The sequence below is a fragment of the Labrys sp. (in: a-proteobacteria) genome (assembly GCF_047605565.1).
Taxonomy (GTDB): domain Bacteria; phylum Pseudomonadota; class Alphaproteobacteria; order Rhizobiales; family Labraceae; genus Labrys; species Labrys neptuniae.
Genome location: NZ_JASGFM010000003.1, coordinates 321,771 through 344,307, shown reverse-complemented (window position 1 = coordinate 344,307; position 22,537 = coordinate 321,771). Strand labels below are relative to the sequence as shown.

Annotated in this window: 21 protein-coding genes; 13 read left to right on the top strand and 8 right to left on the bottom strand. The window is 62.6% G+C overall.

Annotated features, from left to right (window positions below; genetic code table 11):
- Position 1 precedes the first annotated feature (1 nt).
- From QM672_RS05400 to QM672_RS05375, 6 genes are read left to right on the top strand one after another with little or no spacing between them, the layout of a single operon-like run.
- Positions 2–949: an exostosin family protein gene (locus tag QM672_RS05400; RefSeq protein ID WP_415081117.1), complete on the top strand. Its 948-nt coding sequence runs from the start codon at positions 2–4 to the stop codon at positions 947–949.
- Entirely contained in the window at positions 946–2,136 is a 1,191-nt protein-coding gene (locus tag QM672_RS05395; RefSeq protein WP_415081115.1) for a glycosyltransferase, read from the top strand. Before QM672_RS05400 ends, QM672_RS05395 begins: the two co-directional genes overlap by 4 nt.
- Complete coding sequence (locus tag QM672_RS05390) at positions 2,129–2,902, top strand: glycosyltransferase family 2 protein (protein ID WP_415081113.1); 774 nt, start codon at positions 2,129–2,131, stop codon at positions 2,900–2,902. Before QM672_RS05395 ends, QM672_RS05390 begins: the two co-directional genes overlap by 8 nt.
- Positions 2,903–2,918: 16 nt before the next feature.
- Complete coding sequence (locus tag QM672_RS05385) at positions 2,919–4,742, top strand: carbamoyltransferase (RefSeq protein WP_415081111.1); 1,824 nt, start codon at positions 2,919–2,921, stop codon at positions 4,740–4,742.
- The gene (locus QM672_RS05380) at positions 4,726–5,574 is read left to right on the top strand and encodes a hypothetical protein (RefSeq protein WP_415081109.1); all 849 of its coding nucleotides are present in this window, start codon (positions 4,726–4,728) and stop codon (positions 5,572–5,574) included. The genes QM672_RS05385 and QM672_RS05380 overlap by 17 nt, the downstream gene beginning before the upstream one ends.
- Positions 5,571–6,056 (top strand): hypothetical protein, encoded by a 486-nt coding sequence (locus tag QM672_RS05375; protein WP_311936706.1) that lies wholly within the window; start codon positions 5,571–5,573, stop codon positions 6,054–6,056. The genes QM672_RS05380 and QM672_RS05375 overlap by 4 nt, the downstream gene beginning before the upstream one ends.
- Positions 6,057–6,063: 7 nt before the next feature.
- Here QM672_RS05375 and QM672_RS05370 read toward each other — a convergent pair whose 3' ends face one another.
- The 3 genes from QM672_RS05370 to QM672_RS05360 all read right to left on the bottom strand — a co-directional run bounded on the left by QM672_RS05370 (position 6,064) and on the right by QM672_RS05360 (position 8,693).
- Positions 6,064–6,909, bottom strand: a complete 846-nt coding sequence (locus tag QM672_RS05370) for a hypothetical protein (protein WP_415081107.1) — start codon at positions 6,907–6,909, stop codon at positions 6,064–6,066.
- A gap of 54 nt (positions 6,910–6,963) precedes the next feature.
- On the bottom strand, positions 6,964–7,611 hold the full coding sequence (locus QM672_RS05365) for a hypothetical protein (RefSeq protein ID WP_311936711.1): 648 nt from the start codon (positions 7,609–7,611) through the stop codon (positions 6,964–6,966).
- A 116-nt stretch (positions 7,612–7,727) separates the two neighbouring features.
- A complete protein-coding gene (locus tag QM672_RS05360; RefSeq protein ID WP_415081156.1) occupies positions 7,728–8,693 on the bottom strand; it encodes a UDP-glucuronic acid decarboxylase family protein in 966 nt (321 codons plus the stop codon).
- Here QM672_RS05360 and QM672_RS05355 point away from each other — a divergent pair.
- The 3 genes from QM672_RS05355 to QM672_RS05345 all read left to right on the top strand — a co-directional run bounded on the left by QM672_RS05355 (position 8,574) and on the right by QM672_RS05345 (position 10,918).
- Positions 8,574–8,894, top strand: a complete 321-nt coding sequence (locus QM672_RS05355) for a hypothetical protein (RefSeq protein ID WP_415081158.1) — start codon at positions 8,574–8,576, stop codon at positions 8,892–8,894. The two genes, QM672_RS05360 and QM672_RS05355, sit on opposite strands and share 120 nt — an antisense overlap.
- A gap of 90 nt (positions 8,895–8,984) precedes the next feature.
- Positions 8,985–9,770 carry an FkbM family methyltransferase gene (locus QM672_RS05350; RefSeq protein WP_415081105.1) on the top strand — a complete coding sequence of 262 codons (786 nt, stop codon included), beginning with the start codon at positions 8,985–8,987 and terminating at the stop codon, positions 9,768–9,770.
- Between the two features lie 815 nt (positions 9,771–10,585).
- Positions 10,586–10,918: a hypothetical protein gene (locus QM672_RS05345; RefSeq protein ID WP_415081103.1), complete on the top strand. Its 333-nt coding sequence runs from the start codon at positions 10,586–10,588 to the stop codon at positions 10,916–10,918.
- A gap of 134 nt (positions 10,919–11,052) precedes the next feature.
- On the opposite strand, the gene QM672_RS05340 is transcribed toward QM672_RS05345, so the two are convergent.
- From QM672_RS05340 to QM672_RS05325, 4 genes are all read right to left on the bottom strand, one after another.
- Positions 11,053–12,501, bottom strand: coding sequence for an ATP-binding protein (locus tag QM672_RS05340; protein WP_415081101.1), 1,449 nt, complete (start codon positions 12,499–12,501; stop codon positions 11,053–11,055).
- Positions 12,498–13,217: a response regulator gene (locus tag QM672_RS05335; protein ID WP_311936725.1), complete on the bottom strand. Its 720-nt coding sequence runs from the start codon at positions 13,215–13,217 to the stop codon at positions 12,498–12,500. Before QM672_RS05335 ends, QM672_RS05340 begins: the two co-directional genes overlap by 4 nt.
- Before the next feature lie 226 nt (positions 13,218–13,443).
- Positions 13,444–16,614, bottom strand: a complete 3,171-nt coding sequence (locus QM672_RS05330) for an efflux RND transporter permease subunit (RefSeq protein WP_367624676.1) — start codon at positions 16,612–16,614, stop codon at positions 13,444–13,446.
- Positions 16,615–16,617: 3 nt separating this feature from the next.
- Entirely contained in the window at positions 16,618–17,799 is a 1,182-nt protein-coding gene (locus QM672_RS05325; protein ID WP_367624677.1) for an efflux RND transporter periplasmic adaptor subunit, read from the bottom strand.
- A gap of 909 nt (positions 17,800–18,708) precedes the next feature.
- Here QM672_RS05325 and QM672_RS05320 point away from each other — a divergent pair.
- The 3 genes from QM672_RS05320 to QM672_RS05310 are packed head-to-tail and all read left to right on the top strand — an operon-like array spanning position 18,709 to position 21,606.
- Positions 18,709–19,494 carry a substrate-binding periplasmic protein gene (locus QM672_RS05320; protein ID WP_367624678.1) on the top strand — a complete coding sequence of 262 codons (786 nt, stop codon included), beginning with the start codon at positions 18,709–18,711 and terminating at the stop codon, positions 19,492–19,494.
- Between the two features lie 4 nt (positions 19,495–19,498).
- Positions 19,499–20,875, top strand: a complete 1,377-nt coding sequence (locus QM672_RS05315; RefSeq protein ID WP_367624679.1) for a dicarboxylate/amino acid:cation symporter — start codon at positions 19,499–19,501, stop codon at positions 20,873–20,875.
- Positions 20,872–21,606: an aspartate/glutamate racemase family protein gene (locus QM672_RS05310; RefSeq protein WP_311936739.1), complete on the top strand. Its 735-nt coding sequence runs from the start codon at positions 20,872–20,874 to the stop codon at positions 21,604–21,606. The genes QM672_RS05315 and QM672_RS05310 overlap by 4 nt, the downstream gene beginning before the upstream one ends.
- 53 nt (positions 21,607–21,659) lie before the next feature.
- Here the strand turns inward: QM672_RS05310 and QM672_RS05305 are convergent, their stop codons facing one another.
- The gene (locus QM672_RS05305; protein WP_367624680.1) at positions 21,660–21,914 is read right to left on the bottom strand and encodes a hypothetical protein; all 255 of its coding nucleotides are present in this window, start codon (positions 21,912–21,914) and stop codon (positions 21,660–21,662) included.
- Positions 21,915–21,953: 39 nt separating this feature from the next.
- Here QM672_RS05305 and QM672_RS05300 point away from each other — a divergent pair, with 39 nt between their 5' ends.
- Positions 21,954–22,460, top strand: coding sequence for a DUF2165 family protein (locus tag QM672_RS05300; RefSeq protein ID WP_415081096.1), 507 nt, complete (start codon positions 21,954–21,956; stop codon positions 22,458–22,460).
- Positions 22,461–22,537 lie beyond the last annotated feature (77 nt).

Below are 22,537 nucleotides of genomic sequence, written 5' to 3'. Positions count from 1 at the left end.
CATGCGCCCCTGCGTTCTCCTCACGGCTCTGCGGGAAAACCCTGCTCTCTCGAAAGCCCGCAGGCTGGCAGCGCTGCATCCCCCCTCGGCCTTCCGGATCGCGGCTCGCGACGACACCCCCGATATCGTCTTGTACCTCGACAGCGGCTATGTCGGCCTTGCCGACCTGCCGCACTTGCGGCGCCAGATCGGGACGCACCCCGCGGCCAGGCACTTCCTGTTCTCGGAATCGGACTGGCCCTATGCAGCGCTGCCAGGAGCCTATCCATCCCTCACCAGGGCCCTGCCCTGGGCGCGGAGCTGGAGCTATCTGCCCGACCCCGATGCCCCCATGCCGGCTGCCTCCCCGCCGCAGGAGGAGCCAGCCCATCTCTTCTCGTTTCTAGGCCGGACCGGCACGCATCCGATACGAGAGCGTCTGCTGGCCCTCGACAGCCCGGATACGCCATGCCTCGATCTTGCGGCGGCACCGGGCCGCTTCGCCGATTTCGACTATCGCCGGACCTATCGCGAGCTGCTGCTCGGCTCGCAATTCGCCCTTTGTCCGCGCGGCTTCGGCGCCGCCAGCATCCGCCTTTTCGAGGCGATGGCGCTTGGCCGTGCACCGGTGATCATCGCCGATGCCTGGCTGCCGCCGCCGGATATTCCGTGGCGGGACTTCAGCCTGTTCGTGGCCGAAAAGGACGTCATGCACATACCGCACATCCTGAGTGAGGCGCGCGGGGAGGCCGCTGCCATGGGCGATCGCGCGCGCCGGGTGTTCGCGGCGCATTTCGCCCCTGATGTCTTCTTCGACCGCCTGCTCGCCATGCTGGTCATGCTTCCCTACGAAACAGGCACCGCCGCACTGGCTGGACGTGCCTGGAAGGCACTGGGCTGGCGTGAAGGCTATACGCTGGCGCATCGGGTCAAGACGCGGTTCCGCGCCGCGCCGGGGCTGACATCTTGACCCTGCGCTGCCTTCATGTGGTGCCGACCTATCTGCCGGCGCTGCGCTATGGCGGGCCTATTCATGCCGTGCACGGTCTGTGCCGCGCATTGGCAAGCCAGGGCTGCGACGTGCAGGTCTACACCACCAATGTCGACGGTAACGGTGTCCTGCCGGTCCCGACCGATCGGCCGGTGCAGCTCGACGGGGTGGATGTCCACTATTTCCCCGCCGGGCTGGGCCGGCGTCTCTATCGCTCGCCCGCCATGGGCCGCGCCCTGGCAAAGCACGTCTGCTCCTTCGACATCGTTCATCTCCATTCCGTTTTCCTATGGCCGACCACGGCCGCGGCAAGACATGCAGGGCGAAACGGCGTTCCCTATCTGCTGGCACCACGAGGCATGCTCGTCGGCCCGCTGATCCAGCGCAAGAGCCGGCTGCTGAAATCGGCCTGGATACAGGCTTTCGACCGGGCCAACCTCGCCGGGGCTGCGGCCGTTCATGTGACCAGCCGATCCGAACGCCTCGAAATCGAGAAGCTGGGACTGCCGGCCCAGGCTTTCGCCCTGGTGCCCAATGGCATCGACATGCCGCCTGCCGGTGCTGACCTCATGCAGCCCAGTTACGTCCGGCCCTATGTCCTCTTTCTGGGGCGGATCAGCTGGAAGAAGGGCATCGAGCGCCTGATCGATGCCATGCGGTTGGTACCCGACGCCGATCTCGTCATCGCCGGCAATGACGACGAGGGCGAAACCGCCCGGTTGAAGGCACGAGCAACAGCGTTGGGCCTCGATGCCCGCATCCGCTTCGTTGGTCCCGTGCACGGCGAAAAGAAATGGTCCCTGCTGCGCAACTGTGCCGCCTTCGCGCTGGCCTCCCATTCGGAGAATTTCGGCAACGCCGTCCTGGAGGCGATGGCCTGTGCCCGCCCCGTCGTCGTCACCCCCGAAGTCGGGCTGGCCGATGTGGTCACCGGCGCCGGCTGTGGCCTGGTGGTCGAAGGCACTCCTGCGGCACTTGGCGCAGCGCTTTCTTCACTGCTGGCAGACCCGGATCTTGCCGCGCGGCTGGGACAGGCGGGCGAGAAGACGGCACGCGAGCAATTCTCCTGGCCGGGCATTGCAACAGCCATGCTCGATGTCTACCAGGAGGCAATCCTCGCCCAGGCGGGTCAAACCGCCCTCGCCGGAAGAGCCGTGCATGTCTGAGTTGATCGCGCCGCAGACGACGGTCCTGGTCCTGAGCTTCAACGAGGCTCCCAATCTGGCGCGCTGCCTCGACAGGCTGGACTGGGCGCCGCGCATCCTGCTGGTGGACAGCGGCAGCACGGACGAGACCCTCGAGATCGCCGGCCGATACGCCAATGTCGAGGTCGTGCATCGCCCCTTCGACAGTTTCGCGGGCCAGTGCAATTTCGGCCTGGGCCTCATCGAGACCCCCTGGGTGCTCTCCCTCGACGCCGATTATGAATTGAGCAAGAGCCTCGTTGGCGAAATCCTGTCGCTCCGTGAAGGAACTGCGCAGGGTTATTCGGCCGCCTTCATCTATCGCATCCATGGCAAGCCCCTGCGCGGGACGCTCTATCCGGCCCGCACCGTGCTCTATCGCCGGCAGGCGGCACGCTATCGCGACGAGGGCCATGGCCATCGCGTGACCGTGGCCGGCGAGGTCGGCAGCCTGGCCGCTCCCCTCTATCACGACGACCGCAAGCCCCTTCTCAGATGGGTCGATTCCCAAAAGCGCTATGCGCAGATCGAGGCGGACCATCTGCTTGCCAGCCCGAAGGAGGCACTGAGCCGGGTCGACCGTCTCAGGCTGAAGGCATGGCCGGCCCCGCTTCTGGTGTTCTTCTACACCTTGCTGTGGAAGGGCGCGTTTCTCGACGGCTGGGCGGGCTGGTACTACACCCTGCAGCGCCTGATCGCCGAATGCCTGATTGCCTTGACCCTGATCGATCGGCGCCTGGCAAAATGACGGGAGGGGTTCCGGCTTGATTATCCTCGGCCTCAACGCCTACCACGCCGATGCCGCAGCCTGCCTTCTCAGGGACGGGCAAATCATCGCCGCCGCCGAGGAAGAACGCTTCCGCCGCATCAAGCACTGGGCGGGGTTTCCGAGCCAGGCCATCGCCTATTGTCTGCAGGAGGCCGGTATCGGGCTTGGAGACGTCGACCATGTCGCCCTCAACAGCGACCCGAAGGTGCATCGTCTTGAGCGTCTGGCCCATATGATGCGCCACAGGCCCGATCCTGCCCTCGTTCTCGACCGTCTCCGGAACAGGCGCAAGCGCCTGTCCGTATCCGATGAACTGGTTGCCGCCTTTCCCGGGCAGCTTTTCAAGGGCACGGTGCATCGGATCGAGCATCACCTGGCCCATCTGGCATCGGCCTTCTTCGCCTCCCCCTTCCAGGAAGCGGCCATCCTCTCCCTCGATGGCTTCGGCGACTTTTCCTCCACTGCCTGGGGAAGCGGGCAAGGCAAGAACATCGCCGTCGAAAGACGGGTCCTGTTCCCCCATTCCATCGGCCTGTTCTACCAGGCGCTCACCCAATATCTCGGCTTTCCGCATTATGGCGACGAGTACAAAGTCATGGGCCTGGCGTCCTATGGCAGGCCGCTCTTCCTCGACAGGCTGCGGCGTGTCATCAGGCTGGAAGCGGCGGGTGGCTTCAGCCTCGATCTCGGCTATTTCCGGCATCACCGCGAGAGGATCGCCTTCGACTGGCAGGGCGGTGCCCCAGTCTTCGCCCCGCTCTATTCGGATGGGCTGGAGGACTTGCTCGGCCCGGCGAGAGCGCCGAACGAGGCACTGACCGAGCGCCATCGTGATATCGCGTCCTCGGCCCAGGCCCTTTATGAGGAGGTCCTCGGCCACATCCTGCAGGCTGTCTGGGACAATTATCGCCTGCCCAACCTCGCTATGGCCGGCGGCTGCGCCCTCAACTCGGTGGCCAATGGCAAGATCAGGCAAACCACCGCCTTCCGGCACCTCTATGTGCAGCCTGCCGCCGGTGATGCCGGCGGTGCTCTCGGCTCCGCCCTGGCCGTCTGGCACAAGCTCGGCGGCGATCGTATGCCCCCGATGGATCACGCCTATTGGGGACCAGGTTTTGCCTCCGCAGACATCGATCGGCTGGTGATGGCGGAGGCCGCCAATCTCGCCGCCATGGGCTGTGAGATCGGGCATTTCGACGATGATGCCGAGCTTTGCCGGGAGACGGCATCCGCCATCGCGGCCGGTCATGTCGTCGGCTGGTTCGATGGGCGCCTGGAATGGGGACCGCGCGCGCTCGGCAGCCGCTCCATCCTGTGCGACCCCCGCCGGGCCGACATCAAAGAGCTTCTCAACCACAAGATAAAGCGCCGCGAGTCGTTCCGGCCTTTCGCGCCCTCCATTCTCGCCGAGCATGCCGCCGCTTGGTTCGAGGGTATCGACGACGTGCCGTTCATGACCGAGGTCCTCCCGGTCCGGCCCGACAAGCATGCCCTCGTGCCCGCCATCATCCATGTGGACGGCACGGGGCGGCCCCAGACGGTGCAGCAAAAGGCCAACCCCGCCTATCATGCCTTGATTTCCGCCTTCTTCGTGCGGACCGGCATCCCCATGGTGCTCAACACCTCCTTCAACGAAAACGAGCCCATCGTCTGCACCCCGCGCGAGGCGCTCGACTGCTTCCTGCGCACGCGCATGGACATTCTCGTGCTCGGGCATGTGATGATCCGACGCCGGCAGGACACAGGGCCCCTTGGCCTGCCCGACAGTCGGTACGCCGCCGATAACCACGTCTCCGATAGCCATGTCGGCGGTTCCTGAAGCCACGGCGTCCTCGCGCGCCGTCTCCTGCCGGGCCGTCTATGGCTGGTGCCTCGTCCTCGCTTGCCTGGAATGGCTGTATTATCGGCTGGGCCAGCAGCCCTTGCGGCAGATCGGCGACCTGCCAAACGTGATCTCTGTCCTGGAAGTGATCGAGATCGCCATGATTGTCCGGCTGATCGGCCGCGAGCGTCGTGACGCCCCCTTCCAGATCGGCGAAGCGGTCCTCATCCTTACAGCAATGGCCTTCTGCGTGCTCGTGCTGCGCCAGATACCGCTCGCCGCCGCGCTGGCGCTTGCCGTCCTTGCGGCGTGGCGCCTGCGAAAGCGCCCGTCCTGCCGCGCCTCGGCCCTTGCTTTGCTGGCCTTCATCGCCCAGTTCGTGCTTCTGGGCTGGCCCTTCCTCGTTCTTCACAATGTCGTCGGCCTGCTCGATGCCACCATCGTGCGAACCTTGCTCCAGATGGCAGGCCAGGACGTATCGGGCTATGGCACCTATATCCTCCGCCCGGCTGACAATATCGGCTTCGACGTGATGTGGGGCTGCGCCACCTCGACCACTTTGGTCCAGAACCTCACGGCCTACGCCATCATCGCCGTCGGCCTCGGGGGACCGCTCCGCCGTTTCGACCGCGCGGCGTTCCTCATCGTGATCGGCGCCACCTTCGCCTTGAACTGGCTGCGCCTGGTGCTGATCTGCGCCTCGAAGGAGGGGTATCTGGCCTGGCATGAAGGCACGGGCGCGAGTTTCCTGGCAGCGTTCTATGCCGTCTTGATCGTCGTCCTCGCCTATTGCCGGGCCAGGCCCGGGCAGACGCAAGCTCCGGTATGACGCGCCTGTTTCATCTCCTGGCCGCTGCGCTGGTGGTCTGTTCACTGGGTCTGGCGATCCGCCAGGCTCGTCTTCCGCCGCAGCCCGCCCCGGAAACCCAGATCGCATTGGCATTTGCAAAAGCCGGCTATTCGCTCTCGGCCCAGCGCAAGACCCCGCTCGGCCCCGAGTTCTCCTTCGCACGGCCCGACTGCACCACGCCGACGCGGGCGGTGCTGACACAGACCATCCACCGCGATGCCACCCGGATTCTCGCGGATATGTCCGGTGCCGATGAAGAGCTGACCACCGTCTATGGCGGCGCGGCCGTGCCCAGCCTGCATCTGCGAGATCTCGCCTGGCCGTGGTTGCAGCGCAAGCTCGGCGTCGCGCTCGGCCTTTCCCGCTCGAGCGCCTGGGACTCCATCGGCCTCGCCGTCTTCTCGCCCCATCGATGCCGGAGTGACAAGCCCGATTGGTCAGCTCTGCTCACCAATCCCTGAGCCGCGCTCAGGTCCAATTGAAATTGTGAGCCGCGCTGCGCGTGTCCTCCTCGTAGCGATCCTCCCACACCCGCGTAAGGAAGATCACCAGTGCGAATTCCGACATGAACAGGATGAGCGCCATGAACGCCCAGACGACCGGCGCTGCGACCAGCCGCAACTCGCCGATCTGGGGATAGTGACCGAGGAGCAGATTGGCCCCCTCCATCACGAAGCCGATCTGCAGGCCGATGCCGATAATGATCACCAGGATGGATATCGGTTCGCGCCACGCCGTCCTCAGCGAAGTCCATATCGGGCGAGGCTCGTCCAGGGAGGCGGCAGGCCCCACCAGCGCCAGGCCGGCCGTCGCCATGAAGCCGAGCGCATAGGACAGCAGGACGGCCCCACGCACGAGTTGCTCATGTGGCACCGGCGAACCCGGCAAGGGCGGATGCTTGAGCAGCCCGATGACGGCCCAGCACGACAGCACGTAGAAACCCATGCGCCGTGCCCGCGCCCCAGTGGGTATGACGGGGCGCCATTCGCCATGGATGAGCCCCCGGTGCAGGCGCAGCGCAACGCGGGCAAGCAGATAGGTCGTCAGGGCATGAAAGGCGACGAGCGCCCCAATCTGAACCAACCCCGACGGCCACGCCACCAGGAAGGACAGCGGTGGCACCACCTCCTGGACGGCGAAGATCAACCAGGCTGCCAAGAACAGACCTGGCTGGCGTATGATCATCACGCATGCCTGGCGCCAGCTTTCGGCAAAAATATTGTAGGGCCGCGAGGACGCGAAGAAGCCGGCGATGCCGATAGCCACCAGGATCACGAAAATGATCAGTGAAACCTCGATGGGCAGAGAAGGCATATGGATTTGCCCTAACGCAAGACGTGGAAATGGAGCGCGACTACCAAGCTGAGACTATGAACAACCAGTCGATAACAGGCTTCGGAGCCATCTCAACCCATCTCGCATTTGCCGGCGTCCCAGCACCAGAGCCAGAAGGGCTACCACCAGATAGGAAATCGTGCTCGTCCCCGGCACAGGCCCAGGAATTTGCACGAGGGACACGTCATCCACGCGCAACGGGGCCGTCAGCAGACCGGGCAGATTGGTGAAAACGAGATTTGTCAGACCCGCAGGCAAGTTGACGGTAAGCGTATAAAGATTGTACCCACCCAAGCCAATAACTGTAATGCCATAGGTCAAATTATAAGTTGTTCCACCTATCTGCACGCTAAAATTCAAAGTTCCAAGAGAAAGAGAAATCTGCGGCGCGAGATAGAAGCTCAACTGATAAGTGCCAGCGGTAGGAATAGTGATGGACTGTGAAATCGTCCCGCCGCCCGTGGCAATCGTACCATAAAAACTCCCACTGTGCGCCGGAGGATTGAGAAGTATTGTGCCTTCTTGTGTTCGGCCAGACCCTCCGGCATACGTCCACCCGGTCGTCGTCTCGAAGCCGCCATTGGTGATGATCTGGGCGCGGGCCTGTGCAAGCAGAATTGGCGAAACAACGAGGGCGAATGCCAGAAGCAACGGCCCCCATGCCTTGAGCAGAAATTGCATGCCACTCTCCCGGCGCCAGTCCCCACGTCAGGTTAGCTTGGCAAGATAGATCATGCCCGGCCAATCAACAATCGCATTGAACTTCCCGCCAGCGCTGCCCGCATGGCCTCAGGAACTCACTGGGCCGGAGTGAGGCTACGCAGCACCCCATGTTCGTCCGATCTCAACAGGTCCTCGAAATAGGCAATCGTCCTGGCGAGGCCGTCGCGAAGGCCGACAGACGGCGCCCAGCCCAAAAGCGCACGCGCCTTGGCGATATCGGGCTGGCGCTGGCGCGGATCATCCGCCGGCAGGGGTCGGAATCTGAGCCGCGACGACGAACCCGTCAATTCGATGATGAGCTCGGCGAGGTGCCGGACGGTTATCTCCACGGGATTGCCGATATTGACCGGTCCGTGAACATCGGCCGGCGTTGCCATCATGCGGACCAGCGCTTCGATCAAATCGTCGACATAGCAGAAGGAACGCGTCTGCCCGCCATCGCCATAGATCGTGATGTCCTGGTTGCACAGGGCCTGGACGATGAAGTTCGACACCACCCGCCCATCATCGGGCTGCATGCGCGGGCCATAAGTATTGAAGATCCGCACGACCTTGGCGGGTACGTGGTACTGGCGGACATAATCGAAGAACAAGGTCTCGGCGCAGCGCTTGCCCTCGTCGTAGCAGGAACGTGCCCCTATCGGATTGACATTCCCCCAATAATCTTCCGCCTGGGGATGGGTGTGCGGATCACCATAGATTTCGGAGGTGGAGGCCTGCAGGACTTTGATCTTCAGGCGCCGCGCCAGATCCAGCACATTGATAGCGCCCAGCACGTTCGTCTTGGTCGTCTGCACCGGATCGAACTGATAATGCTTGGGCGAAGCCGGACAGGCCAGATTGTAGATCTCGTCGGCTTCGAGATTGAGCGGCGTCGTAATGTCGTGTTGCAACAGCCTGAAGGAAGGATCGCCAAGAAGTTGATCGACGTTGCGGCGAGCCCCGGTGAAGAAATTATCGACGCAGATAACTTCTTTATTTTCCTTCAGCAGGCGCTCGCACAGATGCGAACCGAGAAATCCGGCGCCACCCGTCACCAAGACGCTGCTCAAAGCCGCATTCCTGTTCGTCCTGCGAGTCCGATGCCGCAATTCAAGACCTTCATGACCAAGAAAACTATCGATTTTTGGGGAGTCGTCAAATTCGATGGGGAACCACGCCTGTCACTTGCCGGCACAACCCTCCCCTTTTGCCTCCCGGACATCCAGGCCATGGCTCAACAGGGCTGTCATGCCAGGTAAAATGACTTAACAGGTGAAATGACTTAATAAGCCTTCGTCGAATCCCCCGCCCCGCAGTCAAAGCGGGCGAGCTTGGAGTGCAGCACGGCGATGGGCGTTCTTCGCGCACAAATCTCCAGGCTGGTGAAACGGGCGCTGGCCCGGCACGGACTGCTCCTGATCAGGACCGGGGCCAAATTCGGCCATGACCCCTGGGCCGATATTCGGCATCTTGCCGAGGATTGGCGCTATCCCATTGTGACCGTCTTCGATGTCGGTGCCAATGATGGCGAGACGGCCGCCCTCGCCCTGCGCAAATTCCCAGGCGCGAGAATCGTCAGCTTCGAGCCGCACCCGGATACATTCGCCGTCCTGATGCAACGGCTCGGCCAGGAGCCCCGTTTTACCGGCGTCAATACGGCGCTCGGCACGCAGACCGGCACAGTCGACATGTTCGAGTACCCCTCCTCCAAGATCAACAGCCTCAGCGACCGCGCGCAATATGCGCTGCGCTACCCGCAAGGTGCCACGCAGATCAGTGTTCGGTCGATGACCCTCGATGCCTATTGCCAGCAAAACGGCTTCGAAGCGGTCGACATTCTCAAGCTCGACACCGAGGGCTTCGACCGCATGGTTCTCGAGGGCGGCCGCGCCATGCTGGAACGGCGGGCCATCAAATTCATCTATGTGGAGTTCAACGATTTGCAGCCCAAGGAGAAGGCGGTGGGGGGCGACCTGATCTCCATCGATACGCTGCTGCGGCCCCATGGCTATCGCTTCGTCGCGTCCTACAACGACTATGTCGTTGCCGAAGGCGAGATGTTCTGTGTCTCCAACGCGCTTTTCGCTCTTCCTCCGGCCGCAGCTACGCCTCCGTCAAAACCGGAAAGATTCTAACTCCCTCCCCGGAAAACCGCCTCGAAGGATGTTGCCCGCGAGGACGGCGAAAAGGCGATGGGCATGAAAGCTTCAGGAACACACTCGGCCCGTATCACTGATACGGGCCGAGAAATGTCTTCTGCTCAAATTCACCAGAAGAGTGAAATAATACCTTATTCAACTCTTATAATAGCGATAGGTGATTAAAGTCTGGACCGAAAGAAAAGTTAATACAGAAACGATATAGATATATTTTGCAGCAGGAAGAATGGCGTTAATGATCTGATCGCTCATATTGCCTCACAGATAGGTTTTCGCTCCAACAGAAACGCAGATTCCTGTAAATTCAAAGAGCGAGTTTGAAAGTAATCCTGCGATTCAGATAGTGCCCACCCGCATCGCTAGATTGAAGAAAAGCACAAGCCTGCCCTTGTCTTCGGCCATCATCGATCGGACGCTACATTCCTTATCGCCGTTGTTTTGATAATAGCCGGCACCTGCCTCACAAGTTTGTCCGGAAGCAGGTTGTTTTGTAAGAAAGTGTCACAGGCCCAGATTGAAACCAGAGCGAGTACGGGCCCCGGGCTTTTGCCGGTTTCAGGGAACAAGTACCGTCTGAAACGAATCCTGGCCCGGGCCATGCCGGACGGTGAAGGCAATGGCGATGCCGCCAACGGATCCAGCCCTGCCAAGCGTCCCTGCGGGGGGCTCTCAACGGTATCCAAATGTCACAGGGGGCGCCGTTACACGCTTTTCGACAAATCTCCGCCCTGGCGGCGAAGTCCCGCGACAAAGGATGCTTACGGTCACGCCCTGCAACTGGAGGCAAGGCCATGACATCCTTTGCTGGTTTTTCCACGCGATCGAAAATCGTCGACGATGAAGTGCCTTTCGTCGGCGACCCCGCCTATGAGACGCTGGATGGCCCCGCTGCCATCGCCTATCGCCGCGCCGGCGGCGTGTTTTTCGATATCCTCGTCATCGCTTCGATTCCCGCGATCATCGCCTTGAACCTGCTGGTCTCGCCAGCCCCTCATGCCAAAGACACGACAGGTTTCACGTCGGTCGCCGCAATCACCGCCTCATCGCCGCCGACGACAACGCCGCGCCCAATCAGTCTGCCATCGACTGAGGCGGCAAGCGCTCCATGCGCCCTTGCGATTTGAAGGGACGTCGTCAAATTGCAGGGCGCCTTGATGGCCGCAAGACAAGCCTATCCGGTCGGTCGAAAGGGCTGGCAATGCCGCTCATGCCTTGAGTCCCCGCAGGGGTGCCATCAGAGGCGGCTACGGCCTTGGCGTCACGCCCGGACCCGGGCAGTGCGGCCGGTGACGAGCGGCAGACCGATCACCGCCCGCAACCCCTTGGCCTGATTGAAGAGCCGGATGTCGCCGCCATGATGGCGGGCAATGGCGCGGGCGATCGAGAGGCCAAGACCGACCCCGCCTGTCTCACGGTTGCGCGAGTGCTCGAGGCGGAAGAAGGGGGCGAACACCTGGTCGCCGACATTCTCCGGAATACCTGGCCCATCATCTTCGATGACGATGTCGATACTCTCGGCCGTGCGCGCGAGCGTAACCCTGGCACGCTCGCCATAGCGCACGGCGTTTTCGACCAGATTGCGGACGGCGCGGCGCAGCGCATCGGGACGGCAGCGATAGCTGATCTTCGGGCCGTCAAGGAAGGCAACGTTCTGGCCGATATCGACCAGATCATCGCACAGGCTCTCCACCAGCGCTGAAAGATCGACCGTGCGGGTGGTCTCGGCCGTTGCCTGTTCGCGCGCGAAAGCCAACGCCGATTCCGTCATGGTCTGGATCTCGGCAATGGTCTTGAGCATCTTGTCCTGGATCTCCGGGTCCGAAACGAACTCGGCCCGAAGGCGCAGGGAAGTCAGCGGGGTGCGCAAATCGTGTCCGATGGCCGCGAGCATGCGGGTGCGGTCTTCGACGAAGCGCTGCAGCCGGGCCTGCATGCGGTTGAAGGCCTCGGCGGTCTGCCGGATGTCGTCAGGCCCGGATTCCGGCAGGAGCGGCACGGCCTCGCCGCGCCCGAGCAGTTCGGCCGCGGTAGCCAGGCGGCGCATCGGCCGGGCTATGCTGCGTGCCACCCATATGGCGATGACCGAAAGCACCAGGGCGGTGATGCCGAGCGAGAGGGTCGATTGCGAGGTCCAGAAGGCGTTGTGATAATTCTTGGCATAGGCCGCATTGAGCCACATGCCCCGATCGAGCTGGACGGCCAGACCCATGCCGATCGCGGTGTTGAGATATTGAAACTTCGCGGGACGGGCAAGCAGCCAGGACTGCGGCGCGATCTCCACCCAGCGGGCAGGTTCGCTGGCGAAGGCGGCGCCGGTTGGTATTTCCGGTACGGCAGCCACCGGCGGGCCGCCGGACGGCTTGGGATGGACGGGCACCTTGCCGGGCGGGAGTGGCTGGTGAAGGCGCATCCAAGCGTCCTTGGCCCAGGCCGTCGCATCGACCGGCTCCCGGTCGGACAGCCAGAAGCGCGAATAGATCGTGCCGCTGACGGCGAGAATGTCGTCATGCACCGCATCCGGCGTCGCATTCAACGACAGAGCGAGCGAAGCCGCACGGCTGAAGAACTCCCCCTTGGCCGCCGCGCGCATGGCCTGGCCGCGCTCGTCCCAGGAAACGCAGAAACCGATGCCCTGCGAGACCGCCAGCGCCAGCAGCATGAATGTGATGATCTGCGCAGCCAGGCTGCGCCGCCACAAGGCCATCATGCCTGCTCGACCTCCGCGGTGAAGCTGTAGCCGCCGCCCCAATGGGTCTTGATGAGCATGGGGTTTTTTGGATCGAACTCGATCTTCTTGCGCAGACGGCTGACCTGGTTGTCGATGCTGCGGTCGAAGGTGTCGGCGGCCCGCCCGACCGTGAGGTCGAGCAATTGATCGCGACTCAACACCAGGCCGGCATGGTCGAGGAAGGCCGTCAGCAGCCGGAACTCGGCTGTGCTGAGGGGGATGGCGACACCGTCCGAGCCAGCAAGCTCGCGGCGGCCGACATTGAGTTGCCAGCGGTCGAAGCGCAGCGTCTTGGCCTTCACCGCACCGCGCTGCGGCGGCAGGCTGTTGACCCGTCGCAGCACCGCCTTGATCCGCGCCAGCAATTCGCGCGGATTGAACGGCTTGGTGAGATAGTCGTCCGCCCCCATTTCGAGGCCGATGATCCTGTCAGTGTCATCGACCATGGCGGTGAGGAAAATGATCGGCACCACCGTGGTGCTGCGCAGATGGCGGCAGACGCTCAGGCCATCCTCGCCCGGCATCATCACGTCGAGGATGATGAGGTCGGGCGCGTTGCGCTCGAGCAGCCGCCGCAACGCCGCCGCATTCTCGGCCACGCTGACACGATAGCCATGCTGGGTGAGGTATTTGCCGACGAGGTCGCGAATGTCACGGTGGTCGTCGACCACCGCGATATGGGGCACCGATTCCATGCATGACACTCCGACCTAGGGCGACCAGGGCAAAGCAGGCTCTTCGCACCATGCCCACCGCCGTCTCTTCCACGTTCTATTGTAATGGCGTCGCAGCGGGCTGGGTAGACCGGCTGTCGGGACAAACCAGCCTGAACTGTATCCAATTGTATCCTGCGGATATCGCGCCATAGCTTGCGACATTTTTCCTGTGACCGGCGTAATCCTGCAGATCCCGCTGCTTTGACTAGGAAGCTTCGATCGCGGCCGAGACGGGTTTTCGACGAGCTCCCCCTTCAAGCATGCGGCACAGCACATAGAAGACCGGCGTGCAGACGAGGCCGAAGGCCGTGACGCCGATCATGCCGAAGAAGACGGCCGTGCCCAGCGACTGCCGCATCTCGGCGCCGGCACCGCTGGCCAGGAACAGCGGCAGCACGCCGAGAATGAAGGCGAGCGAGGTCATCAGGATCGGTCGCAGGCGGATGCGGGCACCCTGCACCACCGCTTCGACGCGGCCGAGCCCCTCCGCTTCGGCCTGGCGAGCGAATTCGACGATGAGGATGGCATTCTTGGCCGCCAGCCCGATCAGGATGACGAAGCCGATCTGGGCCAGGATGTTGACGTCCATGGCAAAGATCAGCAATCCGCTCACCGCCGACAGCAGGCATACGGGCACGATCAGCAGGACGGCGAGCGGCAGCGTCCAGCTCTCGTACTGGGCCGCCAGCAGGAGAAACACGAAGACGACGGAGGCACCGAAGATCAGAAGGCCGGTATTGCCGGCAAGCCGCTCCTGCAGGGCCACTTCGGTCCATTCGAAGCCAAAGCCTTCGGGCAGGTTGTCGCGCGCGATCTGCTCCATACGGTCGAGGGCAGCGCCGGTCGAGGTCCCCGCCGCCGCAGCCCCCTGTATCTCGGCCGCCGGATATTGGTTGAAGCGCGGAATGCGATAGGGGCCGGACTTCTCCTGGAAGGTCGCCACCGCGCTCAACGGCACCATGGCCCCTCCATCGCCGCGCATCTTGAAATTGCCGATCGAGGCAAGATCCGTGCGGTAGCGCCCGTCGGCCTGGGCCCGCACCTGGAAGGTTCGCCCGAGCATGTTGAAATCGTTGACATAGGCCGAACCCAGATAGACTTCGAGCGCTTCGAAGACGCTTGCGGCGGGCACCCCCAGCATCTGCGCCTTGATGCGATCGACATCGGCATAGACCCGCGGGGTCGCCGTGTTGAACGGCGAGAAGGCATTGGCAATCCCGGGGGCTTGCGAAGCAGCGGCCAGCACCTGCTGGGCCGCCGCCTCCAGCGCCTGGGGCGACTGGCCGTTGCGGTCCTGCACCATCAGCTTGAAGCCGCCGGCATTGCCCATCCCGCGTACCGAGGGCGGCTTGATCGGAATGATGCGCGCTTCGTAGAGATCGGCGAAGCGCGCTTGCAGCGAGGCGATGATCCGGTCGGTGGTCAGCCCCTGGCGCTCGCGTTCGGCGTAAGGCTTCAGGATGGTGAAGGCGACGCCACTGCTGGAGGCGTTGGTGAAGGTGGCGCCGTCCAGCCCGGCAATGGCCACGACATTTGCCACCCCTTCAGTGGCGAGGAGCCGGCGCGAGACCTCCTTCATCACCGCATCGGTCCGGCTCAGGGCCGAGCCCGGCGGCAGCTGCACGGCATTGATGATGTAGCCCTGGTCCATCACCGGGATGAAGCCGGTGGGTGCGCGGGCAAATTGCCAGCCGGAGAGACCGACCAGGCCGGCATAGGCGACGAGGATGAGAACGCTGACACGCAGGAGCCGCCTTGTCATGCTGCCATAGGCAATGGAGAGGCGGTCGAAGCCACGGTTGAAGAGACCGAAGAAGCCATGGATCAGGCGCATCGGCAGGAAGCCCCGGCGCTTCTGCCCTTCGGCCGCATGCGGCTTCAGCAGCAGCGCGCACAGAGCCGGACTGAGCGTCAGCGAAACGAAGGCTGAAATGGCCGTGGCCGCCGCGACGACGACGGCGAATTGCCGGAAGAACTGCCCCGAAATGCCCGACATCATGGCGGCGGGCACGAAGACGGCGCACAGGACCAGAGTGATGGCGATCAGGGCGCCGCCGATCTCGTCCATGGAGCGGTGGGCGGCCTCTCGCGCCGAAAGGCCGGCGGCCAGATGGCGCTCGACATTCTCGACGACGACGATGGCGTCATCGACCACGATGCCGATGGCAAGCACCAGGCCCAGCAGGGAGATATTGTTGAGGGAGTAGCCCAGCGCCGCCATGACGGCAAAGGTACCGACCAGGGATATCGGGATCGCCAGGATGGGAATGATGGCAGCGCGCCAGGTCTGCAGGAAGAGGAGCACCACCAGGACGACCAGGCCGATGGCCTCGAAGATCGTCTTGTAGACTTCGCGAACCGACTCCGCGACGAACTCTGTGGGATTGAAGGGAATGGCGTAGCTCAGGCCATCAGGCATCTCCGCACCGAGACGCGTCATGGTCGCCGTCACGCGCGCGGCCGTCTCGATGGCGTTGGACCCGGGCTGCTGGAATATCTGGATCGGCTGGGCCGGCTGCCCGTTGAGATAGGCGGTGCCACGAAAGCTCTGCGCCGTCAGCTCGACGCGGGCGACATCCCGGATGCGGATGACGCGTCCTTCGGCATCGGTGCGGATGACGACGTTTTCGAATTGCTCCTTGTCGGTCAATCGCCCGAGCGTTTCGACATTGAGTTCGAAGGCCCCCTGGCGCGGCACCGGCGACAGGTTCATCACCCCCGCCGAGACCTGGACATTCTGCGCCCGCAGGGCCGCTACCACCTCCCCCGCCGAAAGATTGTGCGCCGAGACCTTGTCCGGATCGAGCCACACGACCATGGCGTAATCGCGGGACGCCGCAAGACGGACATCGCCGACGCCGTCCAGGCGCAGCAAGGCATCGCGGATACGCAGCGTGGCATAATTGGCCATGTAGAGGGGATCGCGCGACCCGTCCGGGGAGAAGAGCTGCACGACCATCAAAAGGTCCGGTGAGGTCTTGCGCACGGTGACGCCGAGGCGACGGACCTCCTCGGGCAGACGAGGCTCCGCCACCGCCACGCGGTTCTGCACCAGCACTTGAGCCTCGTTCAGGTCGGTGCCGAGCTGGAAGGTCACGGTGAGGGTTAGCTGGCCGTCACCGGTGGCCTGCGAGGACATGTAGAGCATGTTCTCGACACCGTTGATTTCCTGCTCGAGCGGCACGGCGACCGTATCGCCCACAGTCTCGGCCGACGCGCCGGGATATTGGGCCTGGACCACGACCGTCGGCGGGGCAATTTCGGGATATTGCGCCAGAGGCAGGGTGAAATAGGCAGCCACGCCGATGATCACGACGAGGACGGACATGACCGTCGCCAGGATCGGGCGATCGATCGAAAGATGGGCGATGCGCATCGTCTACTCCGCGAGGCCGGCCGTCTGTGTGGTGATGCTGCCCGGTTGGGGCGCGACCTTCTGGCCCGGCCGGGCCCGCAGCAGGCCGTTGACGACGATGCGATCGTCCGGGCCTAGCCCGCTGGTCACCACCCTCAACCCATCCGGCCGGCTGGGACCAAGACCGACCGTCGCGGCCTGCAGTGTGCTGTCGGCTCCCAGCTTGAGTACGATGCGGCTTGCCTGGTCGGTGAGGACGGCCGTCTCCGGGATCAGCAAGGCCGGATAGTCGCCGGAGGCGGCCATGCGAACCCGGCCGAACTGGCCGGGAGTAATGGCAAGGCTCGGATTGGCGAGCGTGGCGCGGGCGCGGATGGTACCGGCGCCCGGCTCCAGCCGATTGTCGACGAAACTGAGGACGCCGTCATTGGACCAACCTGTCTCGCCATCCGGCCGAGCCTGCACGGCAACACCCTTGTCGCGCATGGACGGCATGGCTCCCGCCTTCATGGCGCGCTCATGGCGCAGGAAGTCCCGTTCGCTCATGTCGAAGACGAAGTCGATCGGATCGAGCGCCACGATGGTGGTGAGAACCGTGCCGCTGTCGGAGACGAGGCTGCCGACATCGAGCCGGCGATTGGAAACTCGCCCGGCAATCGGGGCACGGATCGTCGCAAATTCGAGATCCAGTTCGGCCCGTCGCAAGGTGGCCTGCGCCGTCTCGATCGCAGCATCGGCCGCCGCCTTTTGCTGCAGGCGCTGATCGAGCGTGGAACGCGAGACGGCCGCCGTGCCGGCGAGCTGGCGGGCCCGCTCCAGTTCCTGACCGGCCAGATCCGCCTGTGCCCCCGCGCTCTTGAGCTGGGCCTTGGCCATGTCGAGCGAGGCCTGATAGGTACGCTGATCGACGACGAAGAGCACACGGCCTTTTTCGACCAATTGTCCGTCCTCGAAATTGATGGCGTCGAGATAGCCCGGCACCCGCGCCCTGATTTCGACCATGGCGCTGGCCTGGAAGCGACCTGCGAATTCCTGCGTATCGACGACGCGCATCTGCAGGGGCTGGGACACGACGACCGAGGGTGCGGGACGGATGGGCGCCGGCGTCACCGCCGCCCGTGCCTGAAAGAGAGTCCAACCCGCAGCCGTCATGCCAGCGAGGATTGCCAGGCCGGCCAGCCCCATGATTGCCTTTGCGTTTTTCAAGTCCGTGCTCCGCGCCATGCGTCTATCAGCGTTCCGCCTGTCGTCGGAGCGCCCTTGTCGCGGGTCAGACTGATCGAGGCCTGTCTCGAAAGTGTGCCGTTGGAAGGCGCAGTTTGTCGAAGGATGTACCGACTTTGCTGCATCGCACAATTTGCGACAAAGCCGATATCTTTTGTCCCAGGATTATACGGCGGCGCCCTTCGAGCCGGAGCCGTGGATATTCGAAGTAATTCTCCACTTGAAAATTTTGCAAATATGAATTTTTTTGAAAAAATTGCAGATAATACCAATTTATATAAGAAAAATCCTCAAATATTATTTTGTATAATTGAAATTATTCATTTATTATGGGAATTTTATATATTGAATTTAAATAATTAAACTTCCATATCGTAGCGATAAGCCATCATCACCGACACGACGGAGGAGCGTGAACGTGTGCATCTCCGGGATAAAGTGTAAAAGGTCATGGATAGCCATAACTGATGGAATTTTCGCCACTGCGGTACCTTGTAAAAATCCAGGCACCATCTAAGCTAACCTATCGCTAGACTAGATATAAATTTGCCGAATGCGTTCAGCCGCAGTGTTTCCGAGGTTTGAGAAATTCGGATTGAGGGGATGACATCAGCACCTGGAAGATGGGGCCGACACCTTTCCGCCGGTATGACCTGACCGGATGGGAATTCATTGTGCAAGCCCTATGACCCACCCGCCTCAAGTGTCCGATCTCCGAGCGAGGATGCAGTGTAGAGCGAAAGGGTAGCACGTTGTTCTGCAGGTCATCTCCTGATTGCGCTGCCTATTCGGATTGCATGTGAGTCTTGTTTGTTTTCGGGATTGCACAACATCATGATCACCAGGCGAATTCTTTTTCTAGCAGCACCTGCTCTTGCCGCATCGCCCGTTGTGGCAGCAACCCAGCCCGACGAGTCTCTCGCAACAACGCCATTGGTCGGGGATGTCGAAGAGATTCTCGCGCGCAAATCGCTGGTCGTCGCCATGCCCGGCTTCGCATCGCCGCCCTTCTTTGGGGGGAGCAGCGACACGCTGCAGGGCATCGATGCCGACACCAGCCAGCAGCTTGCCGACGCCCTCGGCGTCAAGCTGGTCCTCGACCGCAGTTCCCCCACTTTCGATGGCGCGGTTGCGCTGATCGAGCAGGGCCGCGCCGACATCGTCGTCGCCAAGCTGAGCCGTACCCTCAGTCGCGCGCGAAACATCAGCTATTCGCGTCCCTATGCCCAGCTGAGCCATGCCCTGATCATCAATCGGGTCCGCTTCGCGATCCTTGCCAATGGGCGGCAACCCGAGGAAGTCGTACGTGCATTCGACGGCGAACTGGGCGTGATCGCCGGATCATCATTCGAATATTATGCGCGAAACAATTTCACCAAGGCGAAGGTACGGACTTTCCTCACCTGGCAGGAATTGGTCGCAGCGGTGCGGGAGGGCCATGTGGACGCGGCCTATCGCGACGATCTGGAAATCAAGCGCTTGCTGCACGAGGACCCGTCGCTCACCATCGTGGCGCGATCCGTTACCCTGACCGATCTGACCGACACCATTGCGATCGGCGTGCGCCGCGGTTCTCCCCACCTCCTGGAATTCGTCAATCTGTTCCTCGAGCTGTCGGGGCGCGACAAGCCCATGACGGCCGACGAACTGGTGAACCGCTATTTGCGCAAGGCCTGACCCCATGAGCTCCGTGTCCGTTCCAAGCGAGCACAAATCGGCCACCTGGAATGCGGGCCTGCGGCGCATCTCCCAATCGCCCTGGACGGTGATCGCGTCGGTGGTGCTCGGGGCCCTCTGCGGCGCCTACCTGCCGGATTTCGCCAAGTCCCTCGCGCCGATCAGCGACGCCTACCTCAATCTGCTGAAGATGGTCGTCCTGCCCTTGATCGTGTCGGCGACGGTTTTCGCGATCAAATCGATGACCCGGGATCCGCAAACGGCCGCTTATCTTTCCAAGGTCGTCATGGCGATCGCATTGGTATCCGTGGCAGCCGTCGCCATCACAGGAGCCGTGACATTGGTGCTGCAGCCGGGGGTGATCACCGACGTGCAGGATCGCATCGAGCTCGGCACCGTGCTCAACAACCGGGGAACCATCGGTACGGATTTGCAGATGACGCTGGCGCCACCCAGCCAGCCCCCCACGAACGAGGGCGTGTTCTCAGGTCTGCTGGAGCTGATCCCCAGCAACATCTTCAACTCGCTGTCGGTCGGCAACACCATGCAGGTGCTGGTCTTCTGCATATTGTTCGGCATCGGCATCGGCCGGGTGCCCGCCGCCACCTCCCTCAGCTTCGCCAACGCCCTCGAGACGGTCTATCGTGCCTGCCTGATCATGACAGGGTGGTTCAACGTCCTGCTGCCTCTCGCCTCCTTCGCGATCATCGCCAGCCAGACCGCCTTGACCGGCGTCGAACCACTGTTGCTGATGGTCGGCTTCATCGCCACTTTCGCCGTCGCAACCGGCACTATCATGATATTGTCGCTGCTTGTGGTGTGGTTTCGCAGCGGCGAAAGCCTGTGGGCGACCTTCAAGGCCCATCAGCCCTTGTTCATGATCGCCATCGCCACCCGCTCCAGCACGGCGAGCATTCCCTGGATCATCAGCCTCGTCGGCGAGCGCCTGCGCTTCAACCGTATCGTCGTGGAGATGCTGGTGCCGCTTCACGTCACCATGCTGCGCGCCGGGCCGATCATGCTGTTCGTGTGCGGCTCGCTGTTCATTGCCCAGCTTTACGGCCGTTCGCTCAGCATGAACGACTATGTCTACATCGCCGGCGCTTCGATCCTGGTGGGCATGACCACGGCCGGGATGAGCGGTGCCGTCACGCTGTCGCAGATGGCGATCCTGTGCGCGCACCTGAACCTGCCCTTCGAAGCACCCTTCGTGCTGTTTCTCACCATCGATGCGCTGACCGACACCATGCGAACGCTGACGGTCGTATCGACGATCGCCGCGGCGACAGCCGCGATCGCGCCCAAGGACTCGGCCCAGCATCCGGTCGATGAGAGCGAGGGGTTCGCGCTCAACGTTCCCAAGGCGGAAGCAGCGGCATGACCGGCCGGCTCCTGCGACCGCGTCTCGGTGTGGTCGGCGGTCTTGGCCCGCTTGCCACCGCGGATTTCTATCGCAAGACCATCGACGCGGTTCCAGCCGAGAACGATGCCGACCATATCTCCATGGCGATCTTGAGCGTGCCGCAGATACCGGACCGTTCAGGCGCCATCCGCGAGGGCAGCGACAAGCCCCTTCCCTGGCTGATCGAGGCGATCGACATGCTCAACAGCCTCGATGTCGAGATCATCGCGATCGCCTGCAATACGGCCCATCACTGGTACGACGCCCTGTCTGCGGCCTCCAGGGCCGAGATCATCCATATCGCGGACGCGGCCATCGGCGAATTGCATCGCCGGTACGAGGGGAACCGGGCAGCCGTGATGGCAACGCGAGGGACCCTGCGTTCGGGTTTCTACCAGAAACGTCTGCGGGAAGCGGGCTTCGATTGCCGCAACCCGATCGGGCCAGCCTTCCAGCACGCCGTCGACGATGCAATCCTGCAGGTCAAGCTCGGTGAACTGAGGCAGGCGCGACTTGCCTGTGCAGCGGCTTTCGAGCTCTGCAGGCAAGACGGCTCCGAAGCGGCCATTCTCGCCTGCACCGAGCTTCCCATCGCGGCAGAAGAGGTGGTGCCGGAGGGCATGCTGGTGATCGACGCATCGCTGGCCCTCGCCTTGACCTGCATTCAACGACTTCGCGATCCCGATCGCCGGCGCAATATCGCCATGTGAGGTGCCCGGATGTCTGAGGGTTCCGCCGAAGGCCCCAGGCTACAAAGGCTCTGTCAGCGCAGGCCGCGCCCCGCGGGATGGTCGAGCGTGATTTCCAGGCTGACGACCTCGTCTACCAGAACCCAGCGGCGACGCATGACGGCAAAATCGCTGCCGGAGACGGTCACCCAATCGCCGACCATGCATTCCAGAGGCAGTGCCACGCCGACAAGGGCTGCCAGTATCCCCGCCCTGTCGGCAAAGGCCTTCGCACTGGCCGTGAGAACGATCCTGCCTCCCCGAGGCAGGCTGGCTGGAGAACTGCTCAAGTCACGGGCCCATCCGTCTCAACCGAGGAAGTACAGCATATGTCCACCCGCTACGCCAAGATCGTCATGTGCCTCTGCCTTGCGGCCTTCGCCTTTCTCGTGACCTTCGGCAACATCACCGACTATGGCTCGAACTACGAATTCGTAAAGCATGTCCTGTCCATGGACAGCACGTTTCCGGGCAATAGTTTGATGTATAGGTCGATCAGCAGCCCGATCCTGTGGAATGCTTCCTACATTCTAATCATAGCCGGCGAAGCAATTACCTGCATTTTGTACTTATTTGCCAGCGCTGCGCTCTGGAAAGCCCGTCACGCGCCGGCAAGAAGCTTCCATGCTGCCAAGAACCATGCCGTCATGGCCTCCACGATCGGGTTTCTCGTCTGGTTCTTCGGCTTCATGGTGATCGGCGGGGAGTGGTTTGCCATGTGGCAGTCTTCGACCTGGAATGGCCAGAATCCCGCCTTCCGGTTCTATGTCACCATTCTCCTCGTGCTGATCTTCATCATGCAGCCTGACGAGGATCTCGAACGCCCGACGACGTGACGGCGTATCCGCGGGCCCAAGGTCACCGCGATGAACACGATGAGGCTCGACAAAAGGCGAGAAGCAGCTATGGTTGT